Raw genomic sequence first — 22,749 nt, 5'->3', positions numbered from 1 at the left:
CCAAACTATATTATTAACGCTCGTAAATTAAGAGTATGAGCGAATCAAGGTCGAAAAACGAGACTGAATCAGGCGGTGAGGACACCTCAGCGACGGTGTCTGTATCGTCGTCGGGACAAGCAACGATTCCGAAAAAGTTCCGTGACAAGCTCGGTATTGACGCTCCGGGACAGGTGACGTTCCGCGAGACCGATGACGGTGAGGTGGTGATCGAACGCGTCCGGTCCGCGCAGGAGATGGCTGGATTCGCGGCTCGCTCTGGTGAGCCGTCGACAGACAATCCAGCGAGCGAAATGCTCCGTGAGAAGCGAGAAGCCGACAAAGCCGAGCGTGATTCCGAGTGAGCGGTCGCGAAGTCTACTCGCCGCCGCCCGAGATCGTCTTCGACGCCGAGCCGTTGGTGGCGCACGCGGATGAAGAACCGGGCTATGAGAAGGTTGCCGCATACCTCGATGCTGTTGCGGACGGGGTTTCACAAGGGTATTTGAACCGGGTGAACGCGACCGAAGTACGCTACATCCTCGGCCGAAAATACGGCGAATCCGTCGCTGACGAATACTTCGAGTGGCTCGGCACGATCGGTATCCATCCCACTCAAGGGCAACGCGTTTGGGAGACTGCTTCCGACTACATCCTCGACTACAACCCCGCACTCGGTGACGCATACGCACTCGCAACTGCTGACCGCCTTGGAGCGACGCTACTGATCGGTGGGGACGACGATTACAATGAGATAATTGCTGATGCCGACGCGTGCCTGTCCATCGAACGATTCCGGCACGGAAGCGCATAGCCCGGAGACCCACTGAGAGCGTGGGCCCGATACTTCTCATATACTGTGAGGGCTACTGACGCACCCGACACTCGTCGGTCGACGGCGATCACCCCCTCTTATAATCGGCCGAGAGTAGCACCCAATATGAACCCGTCCGAGACCTGCGCCGCGGGGTGGCGCCGATGACCGACCTCGTCACGTTCGGCGAGACGATGCTCCGGCTGTCGCCGCCGCGCGGCGAGCGGCTGGAGACGACGCGCGAGTTCACCGTCCAGGCCGGCGGGGCGGAGAGCAACGTCGCGGTCGGGGCCGCGCGGCTCGGCGCCGACGCCCGCTGGCTCTCGAAGCTCCCCGACTCGCCGCTCGGCCGGCGGATCGCGACCGAACTGCAGAGCCACGGCGTCACTCCGAGCGTCGCGTGGGCGGACCCGGACGAGAGCCGCGTGGGGACCTACTACCTCGAACACGGCGGCGAGCCGCGCGGGACGAACGTGATCTACGACCGCGCCGACGCGGCGATCACGACCGTCGAGCCCGACGAGCTCCCCACCGACGCGGTCGCGGAAGCGGACTGGTTCCACACGACGGGGATCACGCCCGCGCTCTCCGAGGCGACCGCCGAGACGACGGGCGCGCTGTTGCGGACCGCCGGCGAGGCGGGGACGACGCGCTCGTTCGACCTGAACTACCGGGCGAAGCTCTGGGACCCGGAGACCGCGCGGGCGGCCTACGAAGACCTGTTCGAGGACGTCGACACGCTGTTCGTCCCGCGGCGAGACGCCCGGGAGGTGCTCGACCGCGAGGGGGGCGCCGTCGAGATAGCCCACGGGCTCGCCACGGAGTTCGGCTTCGACACGGTGGTCGTCACCCGCGGGCTGGAGGGGGCGGTCGCGCTCCACGACGGCTCGGTGTACGAACAGGACGTGTACGAGGCGGAGACGTTCGACGCGATCGGCACCGGCGACGCGTTCGTCGCCGGCTTCGTCGCCGAGCGGCTGCGCGGCGGCGACCTCTCCGCGGCGCTCCGGTGGGGGTCGGCGACCGCGGCGCTGAAACGAACCACCGACGGCGACCTCGCGGTGACGACCCGGGCGGAGGTCCGCGGCGTCATCGACGGCGAGGGCGGGATCGACCGGTGAGCCGGGCGGCGCCGAGCGGAGACTGACGGACTCTCGGGGCGCTGCGCCGGCGCCCGGCGAGGGCGGGTCGGGCCCGGTTCCGGCGGTCAGAGGTCGACCGGGCCGCCGTCGGCGGCGCTCTCGGCGAGCGCGTCGATGACCGCCATGTTGGCGACCGCCTCCTCGCCGCCGGTCAGGGGGGCGCTCCCGTCGGCGACGCGCTCGGCGAAGTGCTCGACCTGGAGCCGGTACTGGTCGACGGCGGGGAACGTCTCGACGCCGTGCCGGCCGTCGATCTCGTACGTCAGTTCGACGGGCTCGTCGGTCGGCGCGTCGAACGCGCGCTCGACTTCGACCCAGCCGTTCGTCGCGTCGACGCGGTACCGCTGGACCAGCTGCGTGTCGAACCCGGACGCGACCCGCGCCGAGCGGCCGTCGTCGTACGAGAGCACCCCCGCGAGCTCCGTGTCGACCCCGGCGCCGCGGGTGTCGCCGGCGTGGGCGTAGGCGCGGTCGGGCTCGCCGAGTATCGTCCGCGCGATCGAGACGGGGTAACAGCCCACGTCCATCAGCGACCCGCCCGCGAGGTCGGCGTCGAGCCGCACGTCGTTCGGGCGGTCGTACAGCGGGAAGCGGAAGGTGGCCGTCACCGTGCGCACGTCGTCGAGGTCGTCCGCCGCGAGCGCGACGGCGCGCTCGGTGCGGGGGTGATAGCGGTACATGAACGCCTCCATCAGCGTGACGCCCCGCTCGTCGCAACGGGCGACCACGTCGCGCGCCTCGTCGGCGTCTGCGGCCAGCGGCTTCTCGCAGAGGACGTCCAGCCCGGCGTCGGCCGCGCGTTTCGTCCACTCGGCGTGGCTTCCGTTCGGGAGCGGGACGTAGACGGCGTCGAGCTCGTCGTCGTCGAGCAGAGCCCCGTAGGAGCCGTAGCTGCGTGGGATTCCGTTCTCGGTCGCGAACCGCTTCGCGCGGGCGGCGTCGCGGGACGCCACCGCGCCGACGGCGTGACCGCTGGCGGCGATCGCCGGGATCACCGCTTTACGGGCGATCGACGCGGTGCCGAGGACGCCGAATTCGAGGCTCGTCGAGCCGGCCGATGAATCGGACATGGCCGGGGCGACGCGCCCCCCGGGCAAGTCGGTTGGGGTCGGTGAGCGCGACGGCGGTCGGGTCCCAAGTCAATCGAGCCGGTCAGTCGCCTCGGCCCATCGCGTAGAACTCGTCGTTGGGGCGCATGTCGGCCACGGTCGCCATGCGGTTAGAGAGGTTGAAGAAGGCAGCCACAGCGGCCACGTCCCACACTTCCTCTTGTGAGAATCCGGCGTCGCGGAGTCGCTGGATATCTTCGGCGGCCACGCTCTCGGGGGAGTTCGTGAGTGTGACGGCGAAGTCCACCATCGCCATGTGGCGGTCCGAGATGTCCGCCTGTCGGTGGTTCGTCGCGAGCTGGTCGGCGAGTTTCGGTGCTCCGGCGTAGATACGACAGAGCGCCCCGTGACCGACCACGCAGTAGAGACAGTCGTTCGCGCCCGACACCGCCACCACGATCATCTCGACTTCCTCACGCGCGAGCGGCGTGTCTGTCACGAGCGCGTCGTAGTACGCGAAGAACGCGCGGAAGTGACTGGGCTTGTAAGCGAACGCCGAGAACACGTTGGGAGTGAATCCAGCGTCCTCGGTCTCCTCGTCAATCCTGTTGCGGAGGTCCTCCGGGAGGTCCTCGTACTCAGGCACTGGGAACCGTCGCATCGCGTCATCGTTCATGATCGCAGGGCCACGCTGAGACAACATAGCCGTTCCCCCTACCGATTCCGCGCCCGTCCGTCCGGAAGCGCGAACGCCTGCGCTCGCGGAACCTCCGGGAGGGCGCGACGTGACAGTTCCCGACGACACGCTTTTTGTTCACCGGTGACCCCCCGGCTGGGCGTTCTCGCGCCGTCGGCCTCGCTATCAGCCGCGCCTACGGCGGAACGCTCGCCGCCGACGACTGCCGAACCGACGAATCCCTCACCGTCGAGGCGACGAGTCATCGAGCGCGCTCGCTCGAAGAGCGTCGACCCGGCCCGAACGACTCCACGCAGGCGGCCTCGGTAGTCGGAGGTCCGCCGGCGGTGAATATTCACTACCGTGATAAACGGAACTCCGGCAGAGGTCACTCATACTCTGTCCGAAGCCGATTCCGTGCTCCGTCGCGCGTTTTGAAGTATCGCCGTTCGCCCTCCGCCGTTCGAACAGCCCAATCGTACGTCTCGCTATCAGGACGGTACCAGTGGTCAGCGTACACGTCGAACGCAGACGCGTCTCCGCCGTCCGAGTAGGTCTGTTCGTCGTCGGTATCGGAGGAGGCTTCGTTCGACCCTTCGGGGCTAGCGTCTGTCTCGGTCTCCGCCGCATCCTCGACGAGGAGTTCCTCCTCGACCAGATCCGTATCGACGATCATCCCCGGACCGTAGCCGTTGTCAAGCGCTGCTTCCGTGGCCGTCATCAGAATCTCTTGGATGTCTCGCACCGATTCGTCGTCGGAAGAGACCGGTTCGTAGGTCCCGTCGCTTTGCATCAGCCATCGACGGCGGTTGTCCGTTAGCGACGCCTCCAAGATGAACCGGAGCTGTTCGCGCAGTTGCGTGTCTTCGACCGGCGTGACCGCTTCCACTCGATAGTCGAGATTCCGGGTCATCCAATCGGCGGACCCGATGTACCACTCGGGGCTGCCCCCGTTCTCGAAATAGAATATCCGCGCGTGTTCGAGGAATCGACCGACGATCGAGTGGACGGTGATGTTCTCACTCAGTCCGTCGATACCGGGACGGAGTCGGCAGATGTCCCGGACGATCAAGTCGATCTCGACGCCGGCCATCGAGGCACGGTAGAGTTCCTCGACCATCGACGGGTCCTCGAGCCCGTTTACCTTGACCACCATCCGTGCCCGTCGACCGGCGCGAGCGTGCTCGGCCTCGCGTCTGACCATCTCCGTGAACCGCTCACGCATCGTGACGGGCGCGATCAGGAGCTTCCGGAAGCGATCGTCGATCGTCGGTCCGGTAAAGAAGTTGAACACTTTCGTGAGATCGAACCCGATGTCCCGGTCGGCCGTCAACAGCCCCAAGTCGGAGTACCCTTTCGCGGTCCCGGAATGGTAGTTTCCGGTCCCGATGTGCGAGTAGAGCTGAACGCCGTCGTCTTCCTGGCGCACGACGAGTGCCGTCTTCGTGTGCGTCTTCAGTCCCACAGTGCCGTACGCGACGTGGATCCCTTCCTCCTCAAGTTGCCGTACCCATTCGAGGTTGTTCTTCTCGTCGAAGCGAGCCTTGAGTTCGACCATCACCGCGACCTGCTTCCCGTTGTCGGCGGCGTTGATGAGACTCTGAATGACCTTCGAGTCGCTCGCCGTTCGATAGATTGCCGCCTTCACCGCCAACACGTCGGGGTCGGTCGCCGCCGCGTTGAGGAACCGCTGAACGGTACCCTCGAACGAGTGATACGGATGATGCGCCAGGATGTCGCCGTTCTTGATCTCGTCGAATATCCGCGCCGTCTCGTCGCTGGCCTCGCTCGTCACCGAACCCAGTCGCGGATGCGGCTTGGGTGACCACGCCGGGAGTTTGAGGTCGGGCCGGTCGTGGTCGATGAGTTCGAAGAAGTCCTCGAAGTCGATCGGCCCCTCGCGGTGGAACACCTCCCGGTCGGCGACCTCGAGTTGATCTTTGAGAATCGCCAGCGACTCGTCGGGCATGTCGGCGTCGACCTCCAGCCGGACCACCGTCGCGAAGCGTCGCTGTTCGATAACGTCTTCGACCATATCGACGAGGTCTTCGGCGACCTCTTCGTTCCGCCGCACCTCTGCGTTCCTCGTCACCTTGAACTTCGAGACGTCACGGATGTCGAGGTCCGGAAGTAGCAGATCGAGATTCCGTTCGATGAGGTCCTCGATGAGAACGTACCGGTCTGCCTCACCGGGGACGGTGATGAAGCGGGGTTGGTTCGGCGGGACCTTGATGCGAGTGAACGTCGGCTCGTCGCTCCCGGTCGACGAGAGAACGGCGAGCGAAAGCGAGAGGTTGGAGATGAACGGGAACGGGTGAGCGGGGTCGAACGCGAGCGGCGTCAGCGTCGGTAGGATGGACTCCTCGAAGTGCGTCCGTAGCTGTGCTTGATTCTCGTCGGAGAGTTCGGCAGGGGTACAGATCTCGATCCCGTTGTCAGCGAGCGTCGGCTTGAGAACGGACTGCCAGTACGCTGACTGTTGTGTGAACAGTGGTCGCGCGGCGTCGAGCACCTCGACCCACTGCTCTTTCGGTGTGCGTCCGTCGGGCGTCGTCTTCGTCACGCCGGCGTCGATCTGCTGTTTGAGTCCGCCGACGCGCTTCATGAAAAACTCGTCAGTGTTCTTCGTGAAGAACGCGAGAAACCGGAGCCGTTCGAGCGGCGGATTCCGATCGTCCATTCCCTCTCGGAGAACTCGCTTTTGAAACGCCAACTCGGAGAGTTCTCTGTTGAGGTAGTACTCCGAGTCCGTGAGGTCTCTCTCGGTCACGGCATCACCCGCGCGGAGAGCGTCGATACCGCGGAGCGACTCCGGAACGTGTGAGATGTGAGCTGCCGTGCCGCCGCTGACACGGTGACGGCGGCTCCATCTGGACGAGCGAGCGGCGCTCGGTCGGTGAATCCACCTGAGCGTGGACGGTTACGCCTCAACATCGAACTAGAGAGACGAAACCTCGACGGAAGAGGTTGACGCTGACTGGGACCGTTCGCCGCCGGACAGTGCGCCGTCCGGGAGCCATGTGTCGTCGCGGCCGGTCCACTCTTTGGTCGGGAGTCGGCGGTGGCTCTCCGAGGGCACCACAATTTCGGTCGCGTCCGAAACGATCCCGTACTTCCGGATTGCCACCTTGGGTTCATCGAGATCGTGGCCGCGCAAGTGAGTCTCCGCCTGCGAGGACAGTTTCTGTTTCGAGTACTCGTTTCGTCGGCCTCCAAGCGCGCGGACAGCGTCACAGATCGGACACCGAAGGACCACGGCCGGTTTCATAGCCAATCGGTGAACTGCTAGCTATAAGAATCCCTATTAATAGGTCTATATATCAATATGACATATGTAACAATATACGGTCTAGCTCTCGGTCGAGGCCCAACGTTCGAAACGATCCTCGTATGAACCGCTGTTCGTGTGTGATAGTGCTGCGGACGATATTCGCCTTGGTAGCCTCGTTGGAGGACCCATGTCTTGATAGCTAATGCTGGCGGAGCTCCGACGCGTCGGCGATCGTCTGAAACTGCGTCGGATCTCGGAGGAACCCCCGTCCTGCGTCGGCGATCGCCGACCGATCGATGTACTCGATGCCGTCGCCATACACCGCCAGGACCGGCTCGTCTCGGAAGTCGCCGATCGGGCGAGACGTGGTACACTCCACTGCGACGTACGTGTCTCCCGGCAGCGTCGGCGCGTCAGCGTACGCTCCCGGGAGGTCGTCTTGGTGAACGGCCGCCAGCATGTGACCGGGGAGGACCCCCACCGCGGTTCGATAGCCGAACGCCGGCTGGGAGAGCATTCCGGCCAGCAGGTACGTGAGGTCCTCACAGTCACCACGGCCGTCGACTAGGGTCTCCTCGACGGTTCGAATGTAGTCCGGCAGTCCCGTCGATTCCGCGTCGGTCACGTACTCGAGCGAGTGGACGAGTCCGATCGCTCCTTCAAACCGAACCGACTCGGGGAGCGACCGGTGAGCGCGGTCATCCGTCACGCTCGCGTCCGCGAGCAGGTCCGTGAGCCGCTCGGCGTGACCGCTCGCCTTCGCCGCCTCGAAGCCGCTCAGGTATCCGTGCGTCTCGTCGACCGCCTGTCTGTACGCGGACCGCTCGAGTCGAAACTCCAGACGCCACTCTCGCCCCGCCCGGTCCGTCCACTCGTACGTCATCGCGTAGCCGTCCGCAGTCCGTTCTCGGGAGGCCGCACCGCCCTCGTCGACGGGTGCTGGCCGCGTCGGTTCGGCAGAGAAGAGAGACGACGCCACGGACCGCAGATCGGACGGGTCGACCACAGAGGAGACGACGGCCCCGAACGCGACTCGATCCAGCGCGGAGCCAAGGAGTTCCCGTCGTTTCAGACCCACCGAGGGATCACCTCAACCTCACCCGTTACCGGGGAAGGCACCTGGGTACTCGTCGGCCGGGGCGGTGGACCTGTCCCGGGCGAACTGCGTCGAACCCCTCGCCCTTCTCTCCGGCCGCGCTCGGGGTGTGTTCGGGCGGTTACCGGAAGCATTCGGGCTCGATGACGGAGTCGAGATCAACCGTCACCCACGCCGACATCCGCTCGTCGTCAGTCGCGTCAGCCGGGAACACCGTGACCCGGTCGGGGCCCGACGAGCGCCTGTCGACCTGATGAACCAGATCTGTGTACGGGGGGGTCGTCGATTTCGGTCCGGTCGTCTCGGGGGTCGTCGGCGTCCGATTAGTGTCCGTTGTCATCCGTTACTCGGTCGGGGGATTCGGCGGCCGGTGCTTGAACCCTTATAATAGGTGACCGAACGCGTCGGCATCTGACCAGTGGACTATATACTCGTCGTGACCGGTCCGTTACGCTCGGTCTCGCTCGGCGAAGACGACCTCATTCTGAGTGTTAACTACGACTGCCTTCGGTCAAAGTAACACGCCGATGTCGCGGTCCCGGACGTGGTCCGGAACGGTGTCCTTGAGCCACCCGCGAACGCGCTCGGGAGGGCGGTCGAGCGCGCGACCGACGCGGACCCGTCCGGCGTCCGGTGTTCGGCAGCGTACCCGCGAACACGGCGGTAATCGAGAACCTTCTCCCACGGGCCCTGGATACACGCGATCGCTGTGAGTTCGAGCGAGGGCCTTCGCCGTGGGGTCCAGAGAAATTAATTCACATCAACAATTTTGACTCTCTCCGTCCAATTTTCTACGCTGATACTCATGCCAATAAGTACATAAGGCAGTTAGATGAATGGGTGTACAACCAGCAACCGATCCGAACGAAGACAGAGACAGACAGACGTCGGCGGCGGCGCTTACGTCTCCGAGATCTCGTTCATCGGTGGCCGCTGGGTTCAAACAATGAAACCAAGCAACCAATCCAACGCGGACGACAGGGCAGTGAGTCCCGTCATCGGCGTCATCCTCATGGTCGCAATCACTGTCATCTTGGCGGCCGTTATCGGGACGTTCGTGCTCGGACTCGGCGATCAGTTAGGAGATACCGCTCCGCAGGCGTCGTTCACAGTTCAAGACGTAGACAGTACCAATATCACAATTACGAAGACAGGTGGGGAACCGATCGATAAGACGAATCTTGTTCTCTCAGTTAACGGAGACCGGCAGGACACAGAGACTTGGGGTGGCAATGATACTTGGGAGTCTGGAGAGTCAAAGTCGATAGCACACAACAATTCAGGTACCAATGGTGCTGTCATTAGGATAATCCATGATCCCAGTGGTAACGCAATCTACCAAGACACCGTTGACATCCCGTAAACACCGTAACCAAATGTCTCCGGTGAGATAGATTTAATCTGGGCTACCTCCCCCAGTTTTCTATTATCCCGTACCGCAGCCCAAGCACGTCAGTTTTAAACTGCTGGATCGTCAGGCAATTTAGTTCGTCGCGAGCTTCGAGGATGTTCTCCCCTGACTTGATCAGGTGCGCCAGCGCCACGTGAATTACCACGCTCATCGCCGGGATCGCTCACCACAACCTCACTCGCTCTTTCGAGCCGTCGCTCGCGTCTGTCGGTGATCTTGAGGTCGGTTCAACGGCTCATTTCTGTCAATTTGCCCGTCAGAAAACGTGACGGGCGCGACGGGATTTGAACCCGCGGCATCTTGGTCCGGAACCAAGTGCTCTGTCCGCTGAGCTACGCGCCCTCACGAGGCGATACCCGCGGAGCGCGTTTAACCCTTCTGACTCGGATCCTCGGCCGCCGGTCGCGGATCAGTCTGCCACTCGAAGGCGCCGGCGTCGACCGCCGCGTCAGTACCGCCGTCGGTCCGGGCGCGGTCAGTCGCGTCGCTCTCGGCGTCGACGTCTCGGTGCCGCTCCCGCCAAGTATGTTCGACCATGTCCGCGCCGCCGTCAGAGAGGTGTGGGCCTCGCAGCGGCGACGTCTCACGATCCGCGAGGCTTCGTCGGACACCAACGGTGGTACGCGGCCGGGATCCATCGGCTGCGCGATAGTCAATTATCAATTCTGATTCCGACGGCGCGCAGTTTTATGCTATCGTAGTCGTACTATCTAGCAGAACTGACTGTGACCCTCCGGCCATCCGACACGTCGACGCCGGGCCGCGGCGCCGACGAGGGCGACGCTTCGAACACCGACGACCGATCGGCGGTCGACGCCCTCCGCACGGACACCGCATCGGCGTCGGCCGGCGCGGACGCGACGCCCGCCGAGAGCCGGTCCCGGGTCACCGAGGCGGACCGGTTCCTGCTGGCCGTGGCCGTCGACGGCGAAGTCCTGTTCGCGGGGCCGTCGGCGCCGGACGTCGTCGGCGTGGACCGCGGCGAACTCGTGGGCAGCGACCTCCTCGACCGCGTCCACCCGAGCGACCGCGAGCCGGTCGCCGACGCGCTGTCCGCGGTCGCGACGAGCCGGACGGTCACCCACCGCATCCGCCGCGCGAGCGGCGGGTACGCGTGGGTCGAGTCCGTCGTCGACGAGGAGCTCGCCCCGCAGTTCGCCGGGCGGATCGTCACGGTCCGGCGCGTCGACGTCGACCGCACCTTCCCGGAGCGCTACCGCGCCTTCCTGGAGTACGGCAGCGACCTCGTCACAGTCGTCGACGGAGACGGGGTCGTCGTCTACGAGAGCCCCTCCGTCGCGGAGGTGCTCGGCTACGAGCAGGGGTCGACCGTCGGGCGCTCGCCGCTCGGCTACGTCCATCCGGACGATCGCGAGCGCGTGACGGAGCGGTTCTATCGCGCGCTCGGCGAGCCGGACGCGTCCCCGACGCTGGAGTACCGCTACCGCACCGCCGACGGCGACTGGGTCTGGCTGGAGTCGCGGACCCGCTCGCTGCCGGCCGACAGCCCAGTGGGCGAACTGCTCATCAACTCCCGGGACGTGAGCGCTCGGAAGGCGCGCGAGCGGCGGCTCACGGACCGGAACGAGCGGCTCGACCGCTTCGCGAGCATCGTCTCGCACGACCTGCGGAACCCGCTGTCGGTGATCCGGGGGTCGATCGAGATGGCGCGGCTGCGCGGCGAGACGGAGCCCCTCGAACGCGGCGAGCGCGCCGTCGACCGGATCGACCAGCTCGTCTCGGAGCTGCTCACCCTCGCGCGACAGGGGACCGGCATGGACCAACCGACGGAGTTCGCGCTCGCGAGCGTCGCCCGCGACGCCTGGGAGACCGCCGCCGAGGGCGAGGAGAACGCGGAGTTGGTCGTCGCCCGCGACGCCCGGGTGTACGGCGACCGCGGTCGGGTGCGACAGGCCTTAGAGAACCTGTTCCGCAACGCGACCGAACACGCGAATCCGGACGCAAACGAGTCTGAGGCACCCGAATCGGGGGAAGACGTGCCCGAGTCCGGCGGCGACGCAGACGACCTCACCGTCCTCGTCACCGCCACCGACGAGGGGTTCCTCGTCGCCGACGACGGGACCGGCATCGACCCCGACGACCGGGAGTCCGTGTTCGACTCCGGGTACACGACGCGAGCGGACGGGACGGGCTACGGGCTCGACATCGTCCGCGAGGTGGTCGAGTCGCACGGGTGGCGCGTCGACCTTCGGACGACCGCGGACGGCCCCGTCGGCCTCGCCGACGGCCGTCGGCTCCGGCCGCCGGACGGCGCCTGCTTTGAGGTGTGCGCGCCCGACCCCGCCGACGCCGACCCGGGCGAGCCCTGGATCGAGGCGTGAGCGAGGCGGCGCGCCGCCGCCCCGGTCGACCCGGCGCGTTTATTCCCCGCGGGCCGCAAACTGACCCGTGAGCGCCGCCGACGTCACGATCCGAGGCGCCGAGTCCGCCGACCTCCTCGCGGTGGTCCGGATCGAGCGGGCCTGCTTCTCGGACCCGTGGCCGCACGACGCCTTCGAGCGGCTGCTCGACGAGCCGGCGTTCCTCGTGGCGGAGCGGGCGGGCGCGGTCGTCGGGTTCGTCGTCGCCGACCGGACCCCGAACCACGGCCGCGACATCGGCCACGTCAAGGACCTCGCCGTTCACCCCGACGCCCGCGGCGAGGGGGTCGGCCGAACCCTCCTCCGGTCGGCGCTGGCCCGCCTCCGTGCGACCGGCGTGGCCGTCGTCCGGCTCGAAGTGCGCGAGGGGAACGACCCGGCGCGGTCGCTGTACGCCGACGAGGGGTTCGAGCCGATCCGCCGGGTCGGCGGCTACTACCGCGACGGCGAGGACGCGCTCGTGCTCGTCGTCGACCTCGCGGCGTGGGCCGAGGGCGATGAAAGCGGCGGACGGGGCGAGCCGCGTTGACACGCCACGGGTGGTTCCGGTTCGCACGCATATCGGTCCGCCGCGCGGGGTTTGACAAGGCTTAGTGTGCGGGAGGCCGACCCGAACGGTATGAGTTCGGTTCCCGAGCGGTCCGAGATCGACACCGAGTACAAGTGGGACCTCGACGGCATCTACGCCGACGACGAGGCGTGGGAGTCGGCCTACGAGACGGTCGCCGACCGGATCGACGAGCTGGCCGCCTACGAGGGGCGGGCGGTCGAGGACGCCGCCACCCTCCTCGAACTGCTCGAACTGCGCGAGGAGATATTCCGCGAGCTCCAGCAGGTGATGACGTACGCCCGCCTGCGCAGCGCCGAGGACACGCGGAACCAGGAGTACCAGGCGATGTCCGCGCGGGCGTCGTCGCTCGGCTCCGAGGCGTCGAGCGCGGTCTCGTACCTCGAACCGGAGATCCAGTCGCTCACGGAGTCGGACGTCGAGGCGTTCGTCGACGACGAGCCCGCCCTCGCCGAGTACGAGCACTACCTCGACGACGTCCTGCGAAAGAAGCCGCACACGCGGTCGAGCGAGGTCGAGGAGGTGCTGGCGGACCTCTCGGAGGTCACCGACGCGCCGAGCGAGATCTACTCGATGCTGACGAACGCCGACATGACCTACGGCGTCGTCGAGGACCCGGACGGCGAGGAGGTCGAGATCACGCAGGCGAACTTCACGAAGCTCCAGACGAACCCGGACCGCGAGTTCCGCGAGCGCGTCCACGAGACGTTCTACGACGAGTGGGCCGACGTGCGCAACACGGTCGGCACCTCCTTGGAGAAGGCCGTCCGCGAGCACGTCACGAGCGCCGAGATCCGCGACTACGACTCCGCGCGGGCCGCCGCCCTCGACGACTCGAACGTCCCGGTCGAGGTGTACGACACCCTCGTCGACACCGTCGACGACAACCTCGACGTGCTCCACCGCCACGCGGAGCTGAAGGCGGCGGCGCTCGGCGTCGACCAGCTCCAGAGCCACGACCTCTACATGTCGCTGACTGGCGACCAGGGGCCGGACGTGGAGTACGAGCAGGCCCGCGAGTGGGTGATCGAGGCGGTCGCGCCGCTCGGCGACGCCTACCAGGAGCGGCTGGCCGAGGGACTCGACTCGCGGTGGGTCGACGTGTACGAGAACCGCGGGAAGCGCTCGGGCGCGTTCTCCTCGGGCACCTACGACACCCAGCCGTACATCATGATGAACTACCAGGACGACATCGCGTCGATGTACACGCTGGCCCACGAGCTGGGCCACTCGATGCACTCCGAGCTCGCCGGCGACGCGCAGCCGTGGCACGACGCGAGCTACGAGATCTTCGTCGCGGAGATCGCCTCGACGGTCAACGAGACGCTGCTCACCCACCACCTGCTCGACACCGTCGAGGACGACGAACTCCGGACGCACGTCCTCGACGAGTACCTCGAACGCTTCCGCTCGACCCTCTTCCGCCAGACGATGTTCGCGACGTTCGAACAGCGGATCCACGAGCGCGTGGAGGCCGGCGACGCGCTCACGCCCGACGCCTTCGACGAGATGTACGGCGACCTGAAGAGCGACTACTACGCGCCCGCCGAGCTGACCGGCGGCATCGAGCGCGAGTGGCAGCGCATCCCGCACTTCTACTACGACTTCTACGTCTACCAGTACGCGACCGGCATCTCCGCCGCGGCCGCCATCGTCGAGCGCGTCCTCGACGAGGGCGAGTCCGCGGCCGCCGACTACCGCGAGATGCTGAAGGCGGGCGGCTCCGAGTACCCGCTCGACGTGGTCGAACTCGCCGGCATCGACATGGCCTCGCCCGACCCGATCGAGTCCGCGGTCGGCGTCTACGACGACTACCTCGACGAGATCGCGGCGCTGCTCGACCTCGAATAGTCGGCTCGGCGCGATCTGACGGACGTTCCATTTTATAAATAAAAATGCGGTGGCGCGCCGGTGAGCGGCCGCCACCGGCGGCCGCGAACCGCCCGCGAGGGAGTCGGGCGCACCGAGGGCGACCGCGGGGAGCCCGACGGACGCGCCCGACGAGGCTGGGGAGGCGTGAGGCTGCGGTTGCGGTGCGGGGTGGGACTCAAAGGGGCAGTCGCGAGGGCGAAGCACGGCGACGTAAGCACTGGAACGAGGGAGCGAAGCGACCGAGTGAAGCGCGCAGCGAGCCGCGCGAGCCCTCGCGGCTGGGGCTTTGCCGGTGTTCACCTAGTCTCCGGTCGAGTGTTTATAAACCACCAACTGAGCGGATAGCGGGACCCGTTCCCGATACGGCGTCGACCGCTTATGAATACTCTCCGTCCCGGCACCGATTTACCGCTCCCCCGCAAGACGAGTACTCATGGATGAACGCGTACGCGAGCACGCCGCGGTGCTCGTCGACTGGAGCGCGCGGGTGGAGGCCGGCGACGACGTCGTCGTCAGCGTCGCGGAGGACGCCCACGAGCTGGGCGTGGCGGTCGCCGAAGCCCTCGGCGAGCGCGGGGCGAACGTCACGACGCTGTACGGCTCCGACGAACTCTCCCGCGCCTATTTAAAAGGCGTCGAGGCCGGAACCGACGGCGACGTCGAGGCCGGCGACTTCGATTCGGACCCCGCCGTCGACCGCGCGATCTTCGAGGCCGCCGACGCCTACCTCCGGATCGGGGGCGGACGCAACACCACCGCGTCCGCGGACGTCGCTCGCCTGACCCGGCAGGCGTACGCGACGGCCCGCAAGGGCGTCCGCGAGGCGCGGATGGACACCGACTGGGTGTCGACGGTCCACCCGACCCGCTCCCTCGCCCAGCAGGCGGGGATGGCCTACGAGGAGTATCAGGACTTCGTGTACGACGCCGTCCTCCGCGACTGGGAGTCGCTCGCCGAGGAGATGGCGCAGATGAAAGACGTGCTCGACGCGGGCGACGAGGTCCGGATCGTCACCGAGCGCGACGGCGCGCCCGACACCGACGTGCGGATGTCGATCGCGGGCCGCACTGCGGTCAACTCCGCGGCCTCCGTCGCGTACGACTCCCACAACCTCCCCTCGGGCGAGGTGTTCACGGCGCCGTACGACACCGAGGGCGAGGTCTTCTTCGACGTGCCGATGACCATCGACGCGACGCGCGTCCGGAACGTTCACCTCGCGTTCGAGGGCGGCGAGGTCGTCGACTTCTCGGCCGAGGCGGGCGAGGACGCGCTCGCGGACATCCTCGACACCGACCCGGGCGCCCGGCGGCTGGGCGAGCTGGGCATCGGGATGAACCGCGGCATCGACCGGTTCACCGACTCGATCCTCTTCGACGAGAAGATGGGCGACACCGTCCACCTCGCGGTCGGCCGCGCCTACGACGCCTGCCTCCCCGAAGACGAGTCCGGGAACGACAGCGCGGTCCACGTCGACATGATCACCGACGTGAGCGCCGACTCGCGCATGGAGGTCGACGGCGAGGTCGTCCAGCGGAACGGGACGTTCCGGTGGGAAGGCGGGTTCGAGGAGTAGGCCGGAAGGACGGTCGCTCCGTGAGAGGCCGCCGGCGCCGTCGAAATCCGCAACTAGTGGCACGTTCCCATAGGCGCGCTGAATGTAGAGCGCGTATTTCCGGCCCTCAGTTGGCGTGTGACCGGACAGTGATGGGCGATATTAGAACTGATACGTGGATCGGAATGTATACCACCGTGACAGACCGCCGTGCTGATATGAGTGGCAGTCAGGTCGCCTGCGCCGAAGTGAGCGATGGACGGTAGCCGTGACCGCGGCGTCACTACCGTCGTTGCCACGATTCTCATGGTTGCGATCGTGGTGATAATCGCTGCGACTATCGGCGTCGCCGTTCTTGACTTCGAGAGCGGGCTCTCCGAACCGCAAGAGCTGCGCGGGTTCAGCGACGCCGAGGTAACGCTCGGTCCCGAACACCGAGCGTGGGGCGGATGGAACGATGGGAACAGTACCCCACCTCGCGGAGACATTGACGTCGTTCGAGTGCCCTACGTCTCGGGGCCGACCTTCCAGGGCGACGAGATCGGTTCGATACTGGTTCGCTGGGAGGGCAGCGACGGCGAGGGCGGTCAGGTCCGGTTCCTGAACCCGAACCGCTTCGACGCAGACACCAATCAGACGTTTCACGACGACGACGTCGGCGAGTTCTGTACCGGCGATTTCGCCGTCGGTGAAACGCTGGCGATCCGGATGGCACACAACCGGTATCAAGCGGGGGGAACCGGGACCGATGTGGAAGATATTGGTGAGCAGTACGTCGAGTCGAACCAGAACGACATCGCTCGCGGCGGCGACGAGCCCTTCTTCCGAGTCGAAAACAGGTATCCGGTCTATTTCAGCGGTGACCGCCCGATGGAGCCGGGAGACTCGGTCGAGATCCTCTTCATCGGCGTCAACGACGAACAGCCCATCGCCAAAACGACCGCAGTCGCAACCGCGGCGACTGGCGAACCCACGGAGCGGGACAAGCCGGCGTGTCCCTGAAACTCGTCGACCGTCGCGGAACCGCGCACATATTGCCACGGGGTCGACACTGGCCCTGAGGTGATGTCTTCCCCATGATATACGACGCGGCTTCCCGGCTCGCAGGCGGTGTATTCGCTGGTCCACGACGCTACTTGCCCGCTCGTTCGGAAGATCCAGATTTCGCGGTCGAACAGGGTATCGGACGATACAGAGGGTACGCTCTATCGGTTGATACAGCGGTCAAACAAAGATATCGCAGCCCTCGTGCTGACTGTATCCCTTGTATCTCGCACGCAGATCGTGTCAGTCCGAAGGCGTAGTAACGGAGCCACCCAGTCGGAGGCAGGCGGACCGCGGTTACGCCGTCGCCGCCTCGATGGCGGCCTCTAAGTCGGCGACGATGTCCGCGGGGTCCTCGATGCCGACCGACAGGCGCACCATGTCGGCGGTGACGCCGGCGGCCTCCTGTTCGTCCTCGGTCAGCTGCTGGTGAGTCGTCGACGCCGGGTGGATGAGGAGCGTCTTCGCGTCGCCGACGTTCGCGACCAGCGAGGCGAGGTCCGCCTCCTCGACGGTCGCGCGCGCCGCCTCGTAGCCGGCCTCCAGGCCGAAGGTGAGCATGCCGCCGTACCCCCCGTCGAGGTACTCCGTCGCCTCCTCGTGGGTCTCGTGGTCCTCCAGGCCGGGGTAGTTCACCCACGCGACCTCGCCGTGGTCCGCGAGGTACTCGGCGACGATCCCGGCGTTCTCGCAGTGACGGTCCATCCGCAGCGGGAGCGACTCGGTCTGCTGGAGCGTGTTCCAGGCGTCGAACGGCGACTGCTGGTCGCCCAGGTCGCGCAGGCCGCGGGTGATCGCGGCGAAGGTGAAGGCGGCGTCACCGAACCGCTCGGCGAAGTTGATCCCGTGGTACGCGGGGTTGTCCTGCGCGATCTCCGGGTACTTCTCGGCGTGATCGGCCCACGGGAACGAGCCGCCGTCGACGACGACCCCGCCCACGGTGGTGCCGTTGCCGGTGAGCCACTTCGTCGTCGACTCCCAGACGAGGTCGGCGCCGTGATCGAGCGGCCGGCAGAGGTACGGCGTCGCGAACGTGTTGTCGACGAACAGCGGGGCGCCGTGCTCGTGGGCGATGTCCGCGATCCGCTGGATGTCCGGGGTGACGAGGGCGGGGTTGCCGATCGTTTCGATGTGGACGTAGGCGGTGTCCTCGTCGATGGCCTCGGCGTACCCCTCGTAGTCGAGCGGGTCGACGAACCGCGTCGAGACGCCGCGGCGCTCGACCGAGTGGGTGAGGTAGGTGTACGTGCCGCCGTACAGCGCCGACGAGGAGACGATGTTGTCGCCCGCCGAGGCGAGCAGGAACGTCGTCACGTCCAGCGCGGCCATGCCCGAGGCGGTCGCGACCGCGCCGACGCCGCCCTCCAGCGAGGCGATCCGTTCTTCGAGGGCGGCGTTGGTCGGGTTCATCAGCCGGGAGTAGACGTTGCCGGCCTCTTCGAGGGCGAAGAGGTCCGCCGCGTGGTCGGCGTCGTCGAACTGGTAGGCGGTCGTCTGGTAGATGGGCGTCGCGCGGGCGCCGGTCGCCGGGTCCGGGTCCTCGCCGGCGTGGACGCTTCGTGTGCTGAATTTGGGGCCGTCTGTCTCCTCGTCGGATGGCATGCTATCAGGTTCGGCCGCCGCCCAATTAAAGCCGGCCGGCCCGTGCCGACCTTTCCGGTATCTCGGAGTCCGACGCCGCGGGGGAGAATCGACGGGCGCGACGCGGATCGGGCGCGGGCTCGTGCGAACCGTTAACAGCGTCCGGCCGTAACTCCGGGTATGGGAACACAAGGTCCGCGCGGCGAGTCCCCCGAGCTGGAGGATCTGCTGGCGGAGGTCCCGGACGGGGTCTGGCAGTACCTCGCGCTCGGCGTCGCCCTCCTCGTCGGGGTCGCCCTCCTCGGGCAGAGCCTCGTCTTCGGCGTCGCGGCGCTCGCGGTGCTTCTGGCGGCCGTCACGGTCGTCAGCGCCGTCGAGATCGTCGACGCCTACGACAAGGAGGCGCTCACCGTCTTCGGCGAGTACCGCAAGCTGCTGGACCCGGGCGTTCACATCATCCCGCCGTTCGTCTCGCGGACGTACGCGTTCGACATGCGGACGCAGACGATCGACGTGCCGAGCCAGTCGGCGATCACGCGCGACAACTCCCCCGTGACCGCCGACGCCGTCGTTTACATCAAGGTGATGGACGCGAAGAAGGCGTTCTTAGAGGTCGACAACTACAAGAACGCCGTCTCGAACCTCGCGCAGACCACGCTCCGCGCCGTCATCGGCGACATGGAGCTCGACGACACGCTCTCGCAGCGGGAGCTCATCAACGACCGGATCAACGAGGAGCTGGACGAGCCCACCGACGAGTGGGGGATCCGCGTCGAGGCCGTCGAGGTCCGCGAGGTGAGCCCGTCGCAGGAGGTCCAGCACGCGATGGAGCAACAGACCGGCGCCGAGCGCCGCCGGCGCGCGATGATCCTCGAAGCGCAGGGGGAACGCCGCTCCGCCGTCGAGCAGGCGGAGGGTGACAAGCAGTCGAACATCATCCGCGCACAGGGCGAAAAGCAGTCCCAGATCCTCGAAGCGCAGGGGGACGCCATCTCGACCGTCCTCCGCGCCCGCTCGGCCGAGTCGATGGGCGAGCGCGCCATCATCGAGCGCGGCATGGAGACGCTCGAAGAGATCGGCAAGGGCGAGTCCACCACGTTCGTCCTCCCGCAGGAGCTCACCAGCCTCGTCGGCCGCTACGGCAAGGCCCTCTCCGGCTCCGACGTCCAGCAGATGGAGGGGCTCGACGGCAAGGAGTTCGACGCGGAGACGGAGCAGATGCTCGGCTTGGAGGACATCGAGTCCGCGTTGGAGGAGCTCGACAGCTACTCCGACGAGAACCTCTCGGCGAGCCGCGACGGCGAGGAGATCCCGGACGCCGAGGTGGAGGAGTTCGAGGTCGACGAGGTCGACATCGACCTCGAAACGGAGAGCGAGCGGCCGAGCGATTAGGCCGGGAGCGGGGTCGCGGCCGCGCGACGGGGCGCGTTCTCAGGCCGCCGGCGGTCTCGGGGTCGACAGCCCGGAGCAGCCCGACGACGACCTGGATTCGAAGACGGAGGGACCGGGGTAACGGGCAGGCCGACTACGAGCAGCGATCAGCTCTCACAGGCCCGACACTCGAGAATGTCTCGACTGAACTTCTGTGCGGCGTTCACGCTGTGCTGATAGTAGAGGCTCTTGACGCCCTTCTTCCACGCTTCGATGTAGAGCTGATTGATCTCTTTCACGCTCACTTCGCTCGGGTCGATCGAGACGTTCACGCTCTGTGCTTGGTCGATGTGTTTCTGCCGCTGTGCCGCCTGATTGATGATCGCCATCTGCGGAATCTCGGCGAAGGTCTTGAACACCTCTTTCTCTCGGTCGGTCAGGCAGTCGAGGTGTTGGACGCTCCCGTCCTTGTTCGCGATGCTGTCCCAGACCTCGCGGGTGTCTTCGCCTCGCTCCGCCAGTATCGCCTGAAGGAACCTGTTCTTTTGCGTCGACTTCAGCTTCGCACCGTCCCGCACGAAGTAGTTCGACTTCAGCGGCTCGATGCTCGGACTGACCTGCCCCAGAATGACGCTGCTCGACTTCGTCGGAGCCACGCTCATCGTCGTCGTGTTCCGCCTGCCGTACCCTTCGAGCACCTCCGGCTCCCCGAACTCGTCGGCGAGCGCTTCGCTCGCCTCGTAGCTCCGCTCTCTGATGGTCCGGAATATCTCCTCGTTCTTCTCCATCGCCTCCATGCTGTCGAAGGGGATCATGTTGCGTTGGAGGTAGCTGTGCCACCCGAGGACGCCGATCCCTATCGCTCTGTGTCGCTTCGCGAACCGCACGGCCCGCTCCATGAACCGGACGCCCTCCGTGCGCTGGATGAACTCCTCCATCACCGCGTCCAGGAACCGGGTCAGCGTCTCCACCGCATCGGTGTCCTTCCATTCGTCGTAGTGGAGCGCGTTCATGCTCGAGAGACAGCAGACGAAGCTCTCGTCCGCGGTGGCCGGCAGCGCTATCTCGGTACAGAGGTTGGACGCGTTTATCTGGTAGTCCTTGTCCTTGTAGACCTGCGGCTTCCCCTCGTTCATGTTCCCCCGGAAGATGATGTACGGAACGCCGACGTTGATCCGGGTCTCGATGATGTCCGCCCAGGTCTCCCGCTTCTCTTCGTCGCCGTCGATCATCGCCTGGAACCAGTCGTCACCGACGATGACGCCGTAGTAGATGTCCTGTACCGGGTCCCCCTCGGTTTTGATGTTGAGCCATTCCTCCAGGTCGTCGTGTTCGACGTCGATGTAGCCGGCGAACTGCCCGCGCCGGGTTTCCCCTTGGCTGATGACGTTGATGATCGTGTCGAACAGCTCCGTGAAGCTGTAACTCCCGTTGCTCTTGCCGTTGTTCGTTATCGGACTGCCCCGCGGCCGCAGCTCACCGAAGTACCCGCTCGTGCCGCCGCCCTGCTTGGTCATCTCACCCACCTCGGCCTGGGTGTAGAGGATGCTCTCGATGTTGTCTTCCATGTAGCTGCCGAAGCAGCTGATGGGAAGCCCCCTGTCCAGTCCGAAGTTGGCCCATATCGGGCTGGCGAGGCTGTAGAAGCCGCGGCTCATGTACTCGTAGAACCGGTCCGCGAACCCATCCTCACCGAGGATCTCTTCGGCGCGCTCGGCGATCTGTCTGACCCGCTCTTCCGCTTCGACGCCCTCGATCAGGTACCCCTCTCTGAGAAACTCCCTGCTGTCCTCGTTCAACCAGTAGAACGGTTCCGTGTACTGTTCCGAAACGCCGTCGAGTGCTGTTTGTGCCATTTTAGAACATGTCCTCCGCGGTAACGCTCTGCGTGTGCTTGTTGTACGTGGTCGACCGCTTGCTGAAGAAGTCGTTATCCTTCGTCATCATGATGTCCTCGTCGAACCAGCGCGTCTCTTCGAGCAGGTCGTCGTCCGGCTCGAATATCGGGTCCACGCCGACGTTGTCCAAGCTCCGATTGAACCGGTCTCGCAGGAACGCGTCGACGTGGGGGCGGGGGAGGAACTCCAGTTCCCCGTCCTCGAATATCCAGTCCAGGATCTCCGTCTCCGCCTCGTAGGCCTGCCGACAGGCCGCTTGGACCTCGTCCTCGAAATCGTCGTCGAAGAGGTCCGGGTTCTCCGCTCTGATCGTCTCTACCAGTTCGACCCCGAACAGCCCGTGAATCTGCTCCTCCTTGCTGGTCGCTTCGACGGCGTTCGCTATCCCCGTGAACTTCTTTTCGTGCTTGTCGAAGCTCGTCATGATGAGGAACTGGCTGAACAGCGATACGTGCTCGACGAACGCGCTGAAAAGCAGGATGCTCATCACGTACTCCCGTTCGTCGTCGCTCTCGCTCTTGCCCAGGTACTCGTCGAGGTACTCGATCCGCTTTTTCATCGCCGGCTCCTCCGTCACCTGCTCGAAGTCGTCCGTGATCCCCAAGACGTCGAGGAGGTGACTGTAGGCGTCCATGTGGCGCACCTCGCTTTCCGCGAAGGTCATGCCCACGTTCCCGACCTCGGCTTTGGGCATCTCCGCGTAGATGTCCGACCAGAAGGTCTTCACCTGTACCTCGATCTGTGCGATGGCCAACATCGTCCGCTTGATAACGGTCTGCTCGGCGGGAGTCGTGTTGACCTTGAAGTCTTGGACGTCGCCGTCGAAGTTGAACTCCGTGTGGACCCAGTAGCTGTTCCGGATCGCCTCGACGTAGTCGAGAAACTCGCCGTACTCGTAGGGCTTCAGCTGCGTTCTCTCCGAGAAGATGTCCCTCTCCGTATCTGCGCCTGTGCTCGCGTTCGTGTTCGCGTTGTCGCTTTCACTCATCTTGGTCATCTCGAACGTGACCGATTTCGTTGGGTTGCCTCTGCCACTCCAGCGTC

At 65.7% G+C, this 22,749-nt stretch carries 21 protein-coding genes, 1 tRNA gene and 1 pseudogene; 10 read left to right on the top strand and 13 right to left on the bottom strand.

The genetic code is table 11. From position 1 onward, the window contains the following. Window positions 1-35 precede the first annotated feature (35 nt). From AMR74_RS01975 to kdgK1, 3 genes are all read left to right on the top strand, one after another. Window positions 36-344 carry an AbrB/MazE/SpoVT family DNA-binding domain-containing protein gene (locus tag AMR74_RS01975; RefSeq protein WP_053770383.1) on the top strand — a complete coding sequence of 103 codons (309 nt, stop codon included), beginning with the start codon at window positions 36-38 and terminating at the stop codon, window positions 342-344. After that, a complete protein-coding gene (locus AMR74_RS01970; protein ID WP_053770382.1) occupies window positions 341-793 on the top strand; it encodes a type II toxin-antitoxin system VapC family toxin in 453 nt (150 codons plus the stop codon). Before AMR74_RS01975 ends, AMR74_RS01970 begins: the two co-directional genes overlap by 4 nt. Before the next feature lie 164 nt (window positions 794-957). Continuing rightward, on the top strand, window positions 958-1,914 hold the full coding sequence (kdgK1, locus tag AMR74_RS01965; RefSeq protein WP_053770977.1) for a bifunctional 2-dehydro-3-deoxygluconokinase/2-dehydro-3-deoxygalactonokinase: 957 nt from the start codon (window positions 958-960) through the stop codon (window positions 1,912-1,914). A gap of 86 nt (window positions 1,915-2,000) precedes the next feature. On the opposite strand, the gene AMR74_RS01960 is transcribed toward kdgK1, so the two are convergent. The 7 genes and pseudogenes from AMR74_RS01960 to AMR74_RS19495 form a co-directional block, all read right to left on the bottom strand. Continuing rightward, a complete protein-coding gene (locus AMR74_RS01960) occupies window positions 2,001-3,005 on the bottom strand; it encodes a Gfo/Idh/MocA family protein (protein WP_053770381.1) in 1,005 nt (334 codons plus the stop codon). 82 nt (window positions 3,006-3,087) lie between these two features. After that, complete coding sequence (locus tag AMR74_RS01955) at window positions 3,088-3,660, bottom strand: peroxidase-related enzyme (protein WP_053770380.1); 573 nt, start codon at window positions 3,658-3,660, stop codon at window positions 3,088-3,090. 388 nt (window positions 3,661-4,048) lie between these two features. After that, entirely contained in the window at window positions 4,049-6,430 is a 2,382-nt protein-coding gene (gene ppk1 / locus AMR74_RS01950) for a polyphosphate kinase 1 (protein ID WP_077152241.1), read from the bottom strand. Window positions 6,431-6,598: 168 nt separating this feature from the next. Then, entirely contained in the window at window positions 6,599-6,928 is a 330-nt protein-coding gene (locus tag AMR74_RS01945; protein ID WP_053770378.1) for a hypothetical protein, read from the bottom strand. 202 nt (window positions 6,929-7,130) lie between these two features. Continuing rightward, a complete protein-coding gene (locus tag AMR74_RS01940; protein WP_240471121.1) occupies window positions 7,131-8,009 on the bottom strand; it encodes a hypothetical protein in 879 nt (292 codons plus the stop codon). Between the two features lie 139 nt (window positions 8,010-8,148). Beyond that, window positions 8,149-8,367, bottom strand: coding sequence for a DUF7511 domain-containing protein (locus tag AMR74_RS01935; protein WP_053770377.1), 219 nt, complete (start codon window positions 8,365-8,367; stop codon window positions 8,149-8,151). A 189-nt stretch (window positions 8,368-8,556) separates the two neighbouring features. Next, window positions 8,557-8,772 (bottom strand): annotated as a pseudogene (locus AMR74_RS19495) (hypothetical protein); the annotation flags it as partial. A gap of 201 nt (window positions 8,773-8,973) precedes the next feature. Here AMR74_RS19495 and AMR74_RS17045 point away from each other — a divergent pair. Next, window positions 8,974-9,390: a type IV pilin gene (locus tag AMR74_RS17045; protein WP_077152240.1), complete on the top strand. Its 417-nt coding sequence runs from the start codon at window positions 8,974-8,976 to the stop codon at window positions 9,388-9,390. Window positions 9,391-9,433: 43 nt separating this feature from the next. Here the strand turns inward: AMR74_RS17045 and AMR74_RS20025 are convergent, their stop codons facing one another. The 3 genes from AMR74_RS20025 to AMR74_RS18950 form a co-directional block, all read right to left on the bottom strand. Continuing rightward, window positions 9,434-9,589 carry a DUF7386 family protein gene (locus AMR74_RS20025; RefSeq protein ID WP_449272029.1) on the bottom strand — a complete coding sequence of 52 codons (156 nt, stop codon included), beginning with the start codon at window positions 9,587-9,589 and terminating at the stop codon, window positions 9,434-9,436. 118 nt (window positions 9,590-9,707) lie between these two features. After that, a tRNA-Arg gene (locus AMR74_RS01925) sits at window positions 9,708-9,780 on the bottom strand. A gap of 27 nt (window positions 9,781-9,807) precedes the next feature. Beyond that, window positions 9,808-9,975 carry a hypothetical protein gene (locus tag AMR74_RS18950; RefSeq protein WP_158600067.1) on the bottom strand — a complete coding sequence of 56 codons (168 nt, stop codon included), beginning with the start codon at window positions 9,973-9,975 and terminating at the stop codon, window positions 9,808-9,810. A gap of 188 nt (window positions 9,976-10,163) precedes the next feature. Between AMR74_RS18950 and AMR74_RS01920 the strand changes: the two genes are divergently transcribed. The 5 genes from AMR74_RS01920 to AMR74_RS01900 all read left to right on the top strand — a co-directional run bounded on the left by AMR74_RS01920 (window position 10,164) and on the right by AMR74_RS01900 (window position 16,813). Beyond that, window positions 10,164-11,780: a PAS domain-containing sensor histidine kinase gene (locus AMR74_RS01920; RefSeq protein WP_053770376.1), complete on the top strand. Its 1,617-nt coding sequence runs from the start codon at window positions 10,164-10,166 to the stop codon at window positions 11,778-11,780. Window positions 11,781-11,847: 67 nt separating this feature from the next. Further along, entirely contained in the window at window positions 11,848-12,348 is a 501-nt protein-coding gene (rimI, locus tag AMR74_RS01915; RefSeq protein WP_053770375.1) for a ribosomal protein S18-alanine N-acetyltransferase, read from the top strand. Between the two features lie 90 nt (window positions 12,349-12,438). Next, window positions 12,439-14,238: an oligoendopeptidase F gene (gene pepF / locus AMR74_RS01910; protein ID WP_053770975.1), complete on the top strand. Its 1,800-nt coding sequence runs from the start codon at window positions 12,439-12,441 to the stop codon at window positions 14,236-14,238. A 454-nt stretch (window positions 14,239-14,692) separates the two neighbouring features. After that, window positions 14,693-15,832, top strand: a complete 1,140-nt coding sequence (locus AMR74_RS01905) for an aminopeptidase (RefSeq protein ID WP_053770374.1) — start codon at window positions 14,693-14,695, stop codon at window positions 15,830-15,832. A gap of 234 nt (window positions 15,833-16,066) precedes the next feature. Continuing rightward, window positions 16,067-16,813 carry an archaellin/type IV pilin N-terminal domain-containing protein gene (locus AMR74_RS01900; RefSeq protein ID WP_053770373.1) on the top strand — a complete coding sequence of 249 codons (747 nt, stop codon included), beginning with the start codon at window positions 16,067-16,069 and terminating at the stop codon, window positions 16,811-16,813. 339 nt (window positions 16,814-17,152) lie between these two features. On the opposite strand, the gene AMR74_RS01895 is transcribed toward AMR74_RS01900, so the two are convergent. Then, complete coding sequence (locus AMR74_RS01895; protein ID WP_053770372.1) at window positions 17,153-18,457, bottom strand: O-acetylhomoserine aminocarboxypropyltransferase/cysteine synthase family protein; 1,305 nt, start codon at window positions 18,455-18,457, stop codon at window positions 17,153-17,155. Between the two features lie 159 nt (window positions 18,458-18,616). Here AMR74_RS01895 and AMR74_RS01890 point away from each other — a divergent pair, with 159 nt between their 5' ends. Beyond that, window positions 18,617-19,828 carry an SPFH domain-containing protein gene (locus AMR74_RS01890; RefSeq protein ID WP_053770371.1) on the top strand — a complete coding sequence of 404 codons (1,212 nt, stop codon included), beginning with the start codon at window positions 18,617-18,619 and terminating at the stop codon, window positions 19,826-19,828. Window positions 19,829-19,974: 146 nt separating this feature from the next. Here the strand turns inward: AMR74_RS01890 and AMR74_RS01885 are convergent, their stop codons facing one another. Next, a complete protein-coding gene (locus tag AMR74_RS01885) occupies window positions 19,975-21,663 on the bottom strand; it encodes a ribonucleoside-diphosphate reductase subunit alpha (protein WP_053770370.1) in 1,689 nt (562 codons plus the stop codon). 1 nt (window position 21,664) lies between these two features. Beyond that, window positions 21,665-22,693: a ribonucleotide-diphosphate reductase subunit beta gene (locus tag AMR74_RS01880; protein ID WP_053770974.1), complete on the bottom strand. Its 1,029-nt coding sequence runs from the start codon at window positions 22,691-22,693 to the stop codon at window positions 21,665-21,667. Window positions 22,694-22,749 lie beyond the last annotated feature (56 nt).

Source organism: Halorubrum tropicale, from assembly GCF_001280455.1.
In the GTDB taxonomy this organism is placed as follows: domain Archaea; phylum Halobacteriota; class Halobacteria; order Halobacteriales; family Haloferacaceae; genus Halorubrum; species Halorubrum tropicale.
This window is presented reverse-complemented; position numbering and strand designations above follow the sequence as displayed.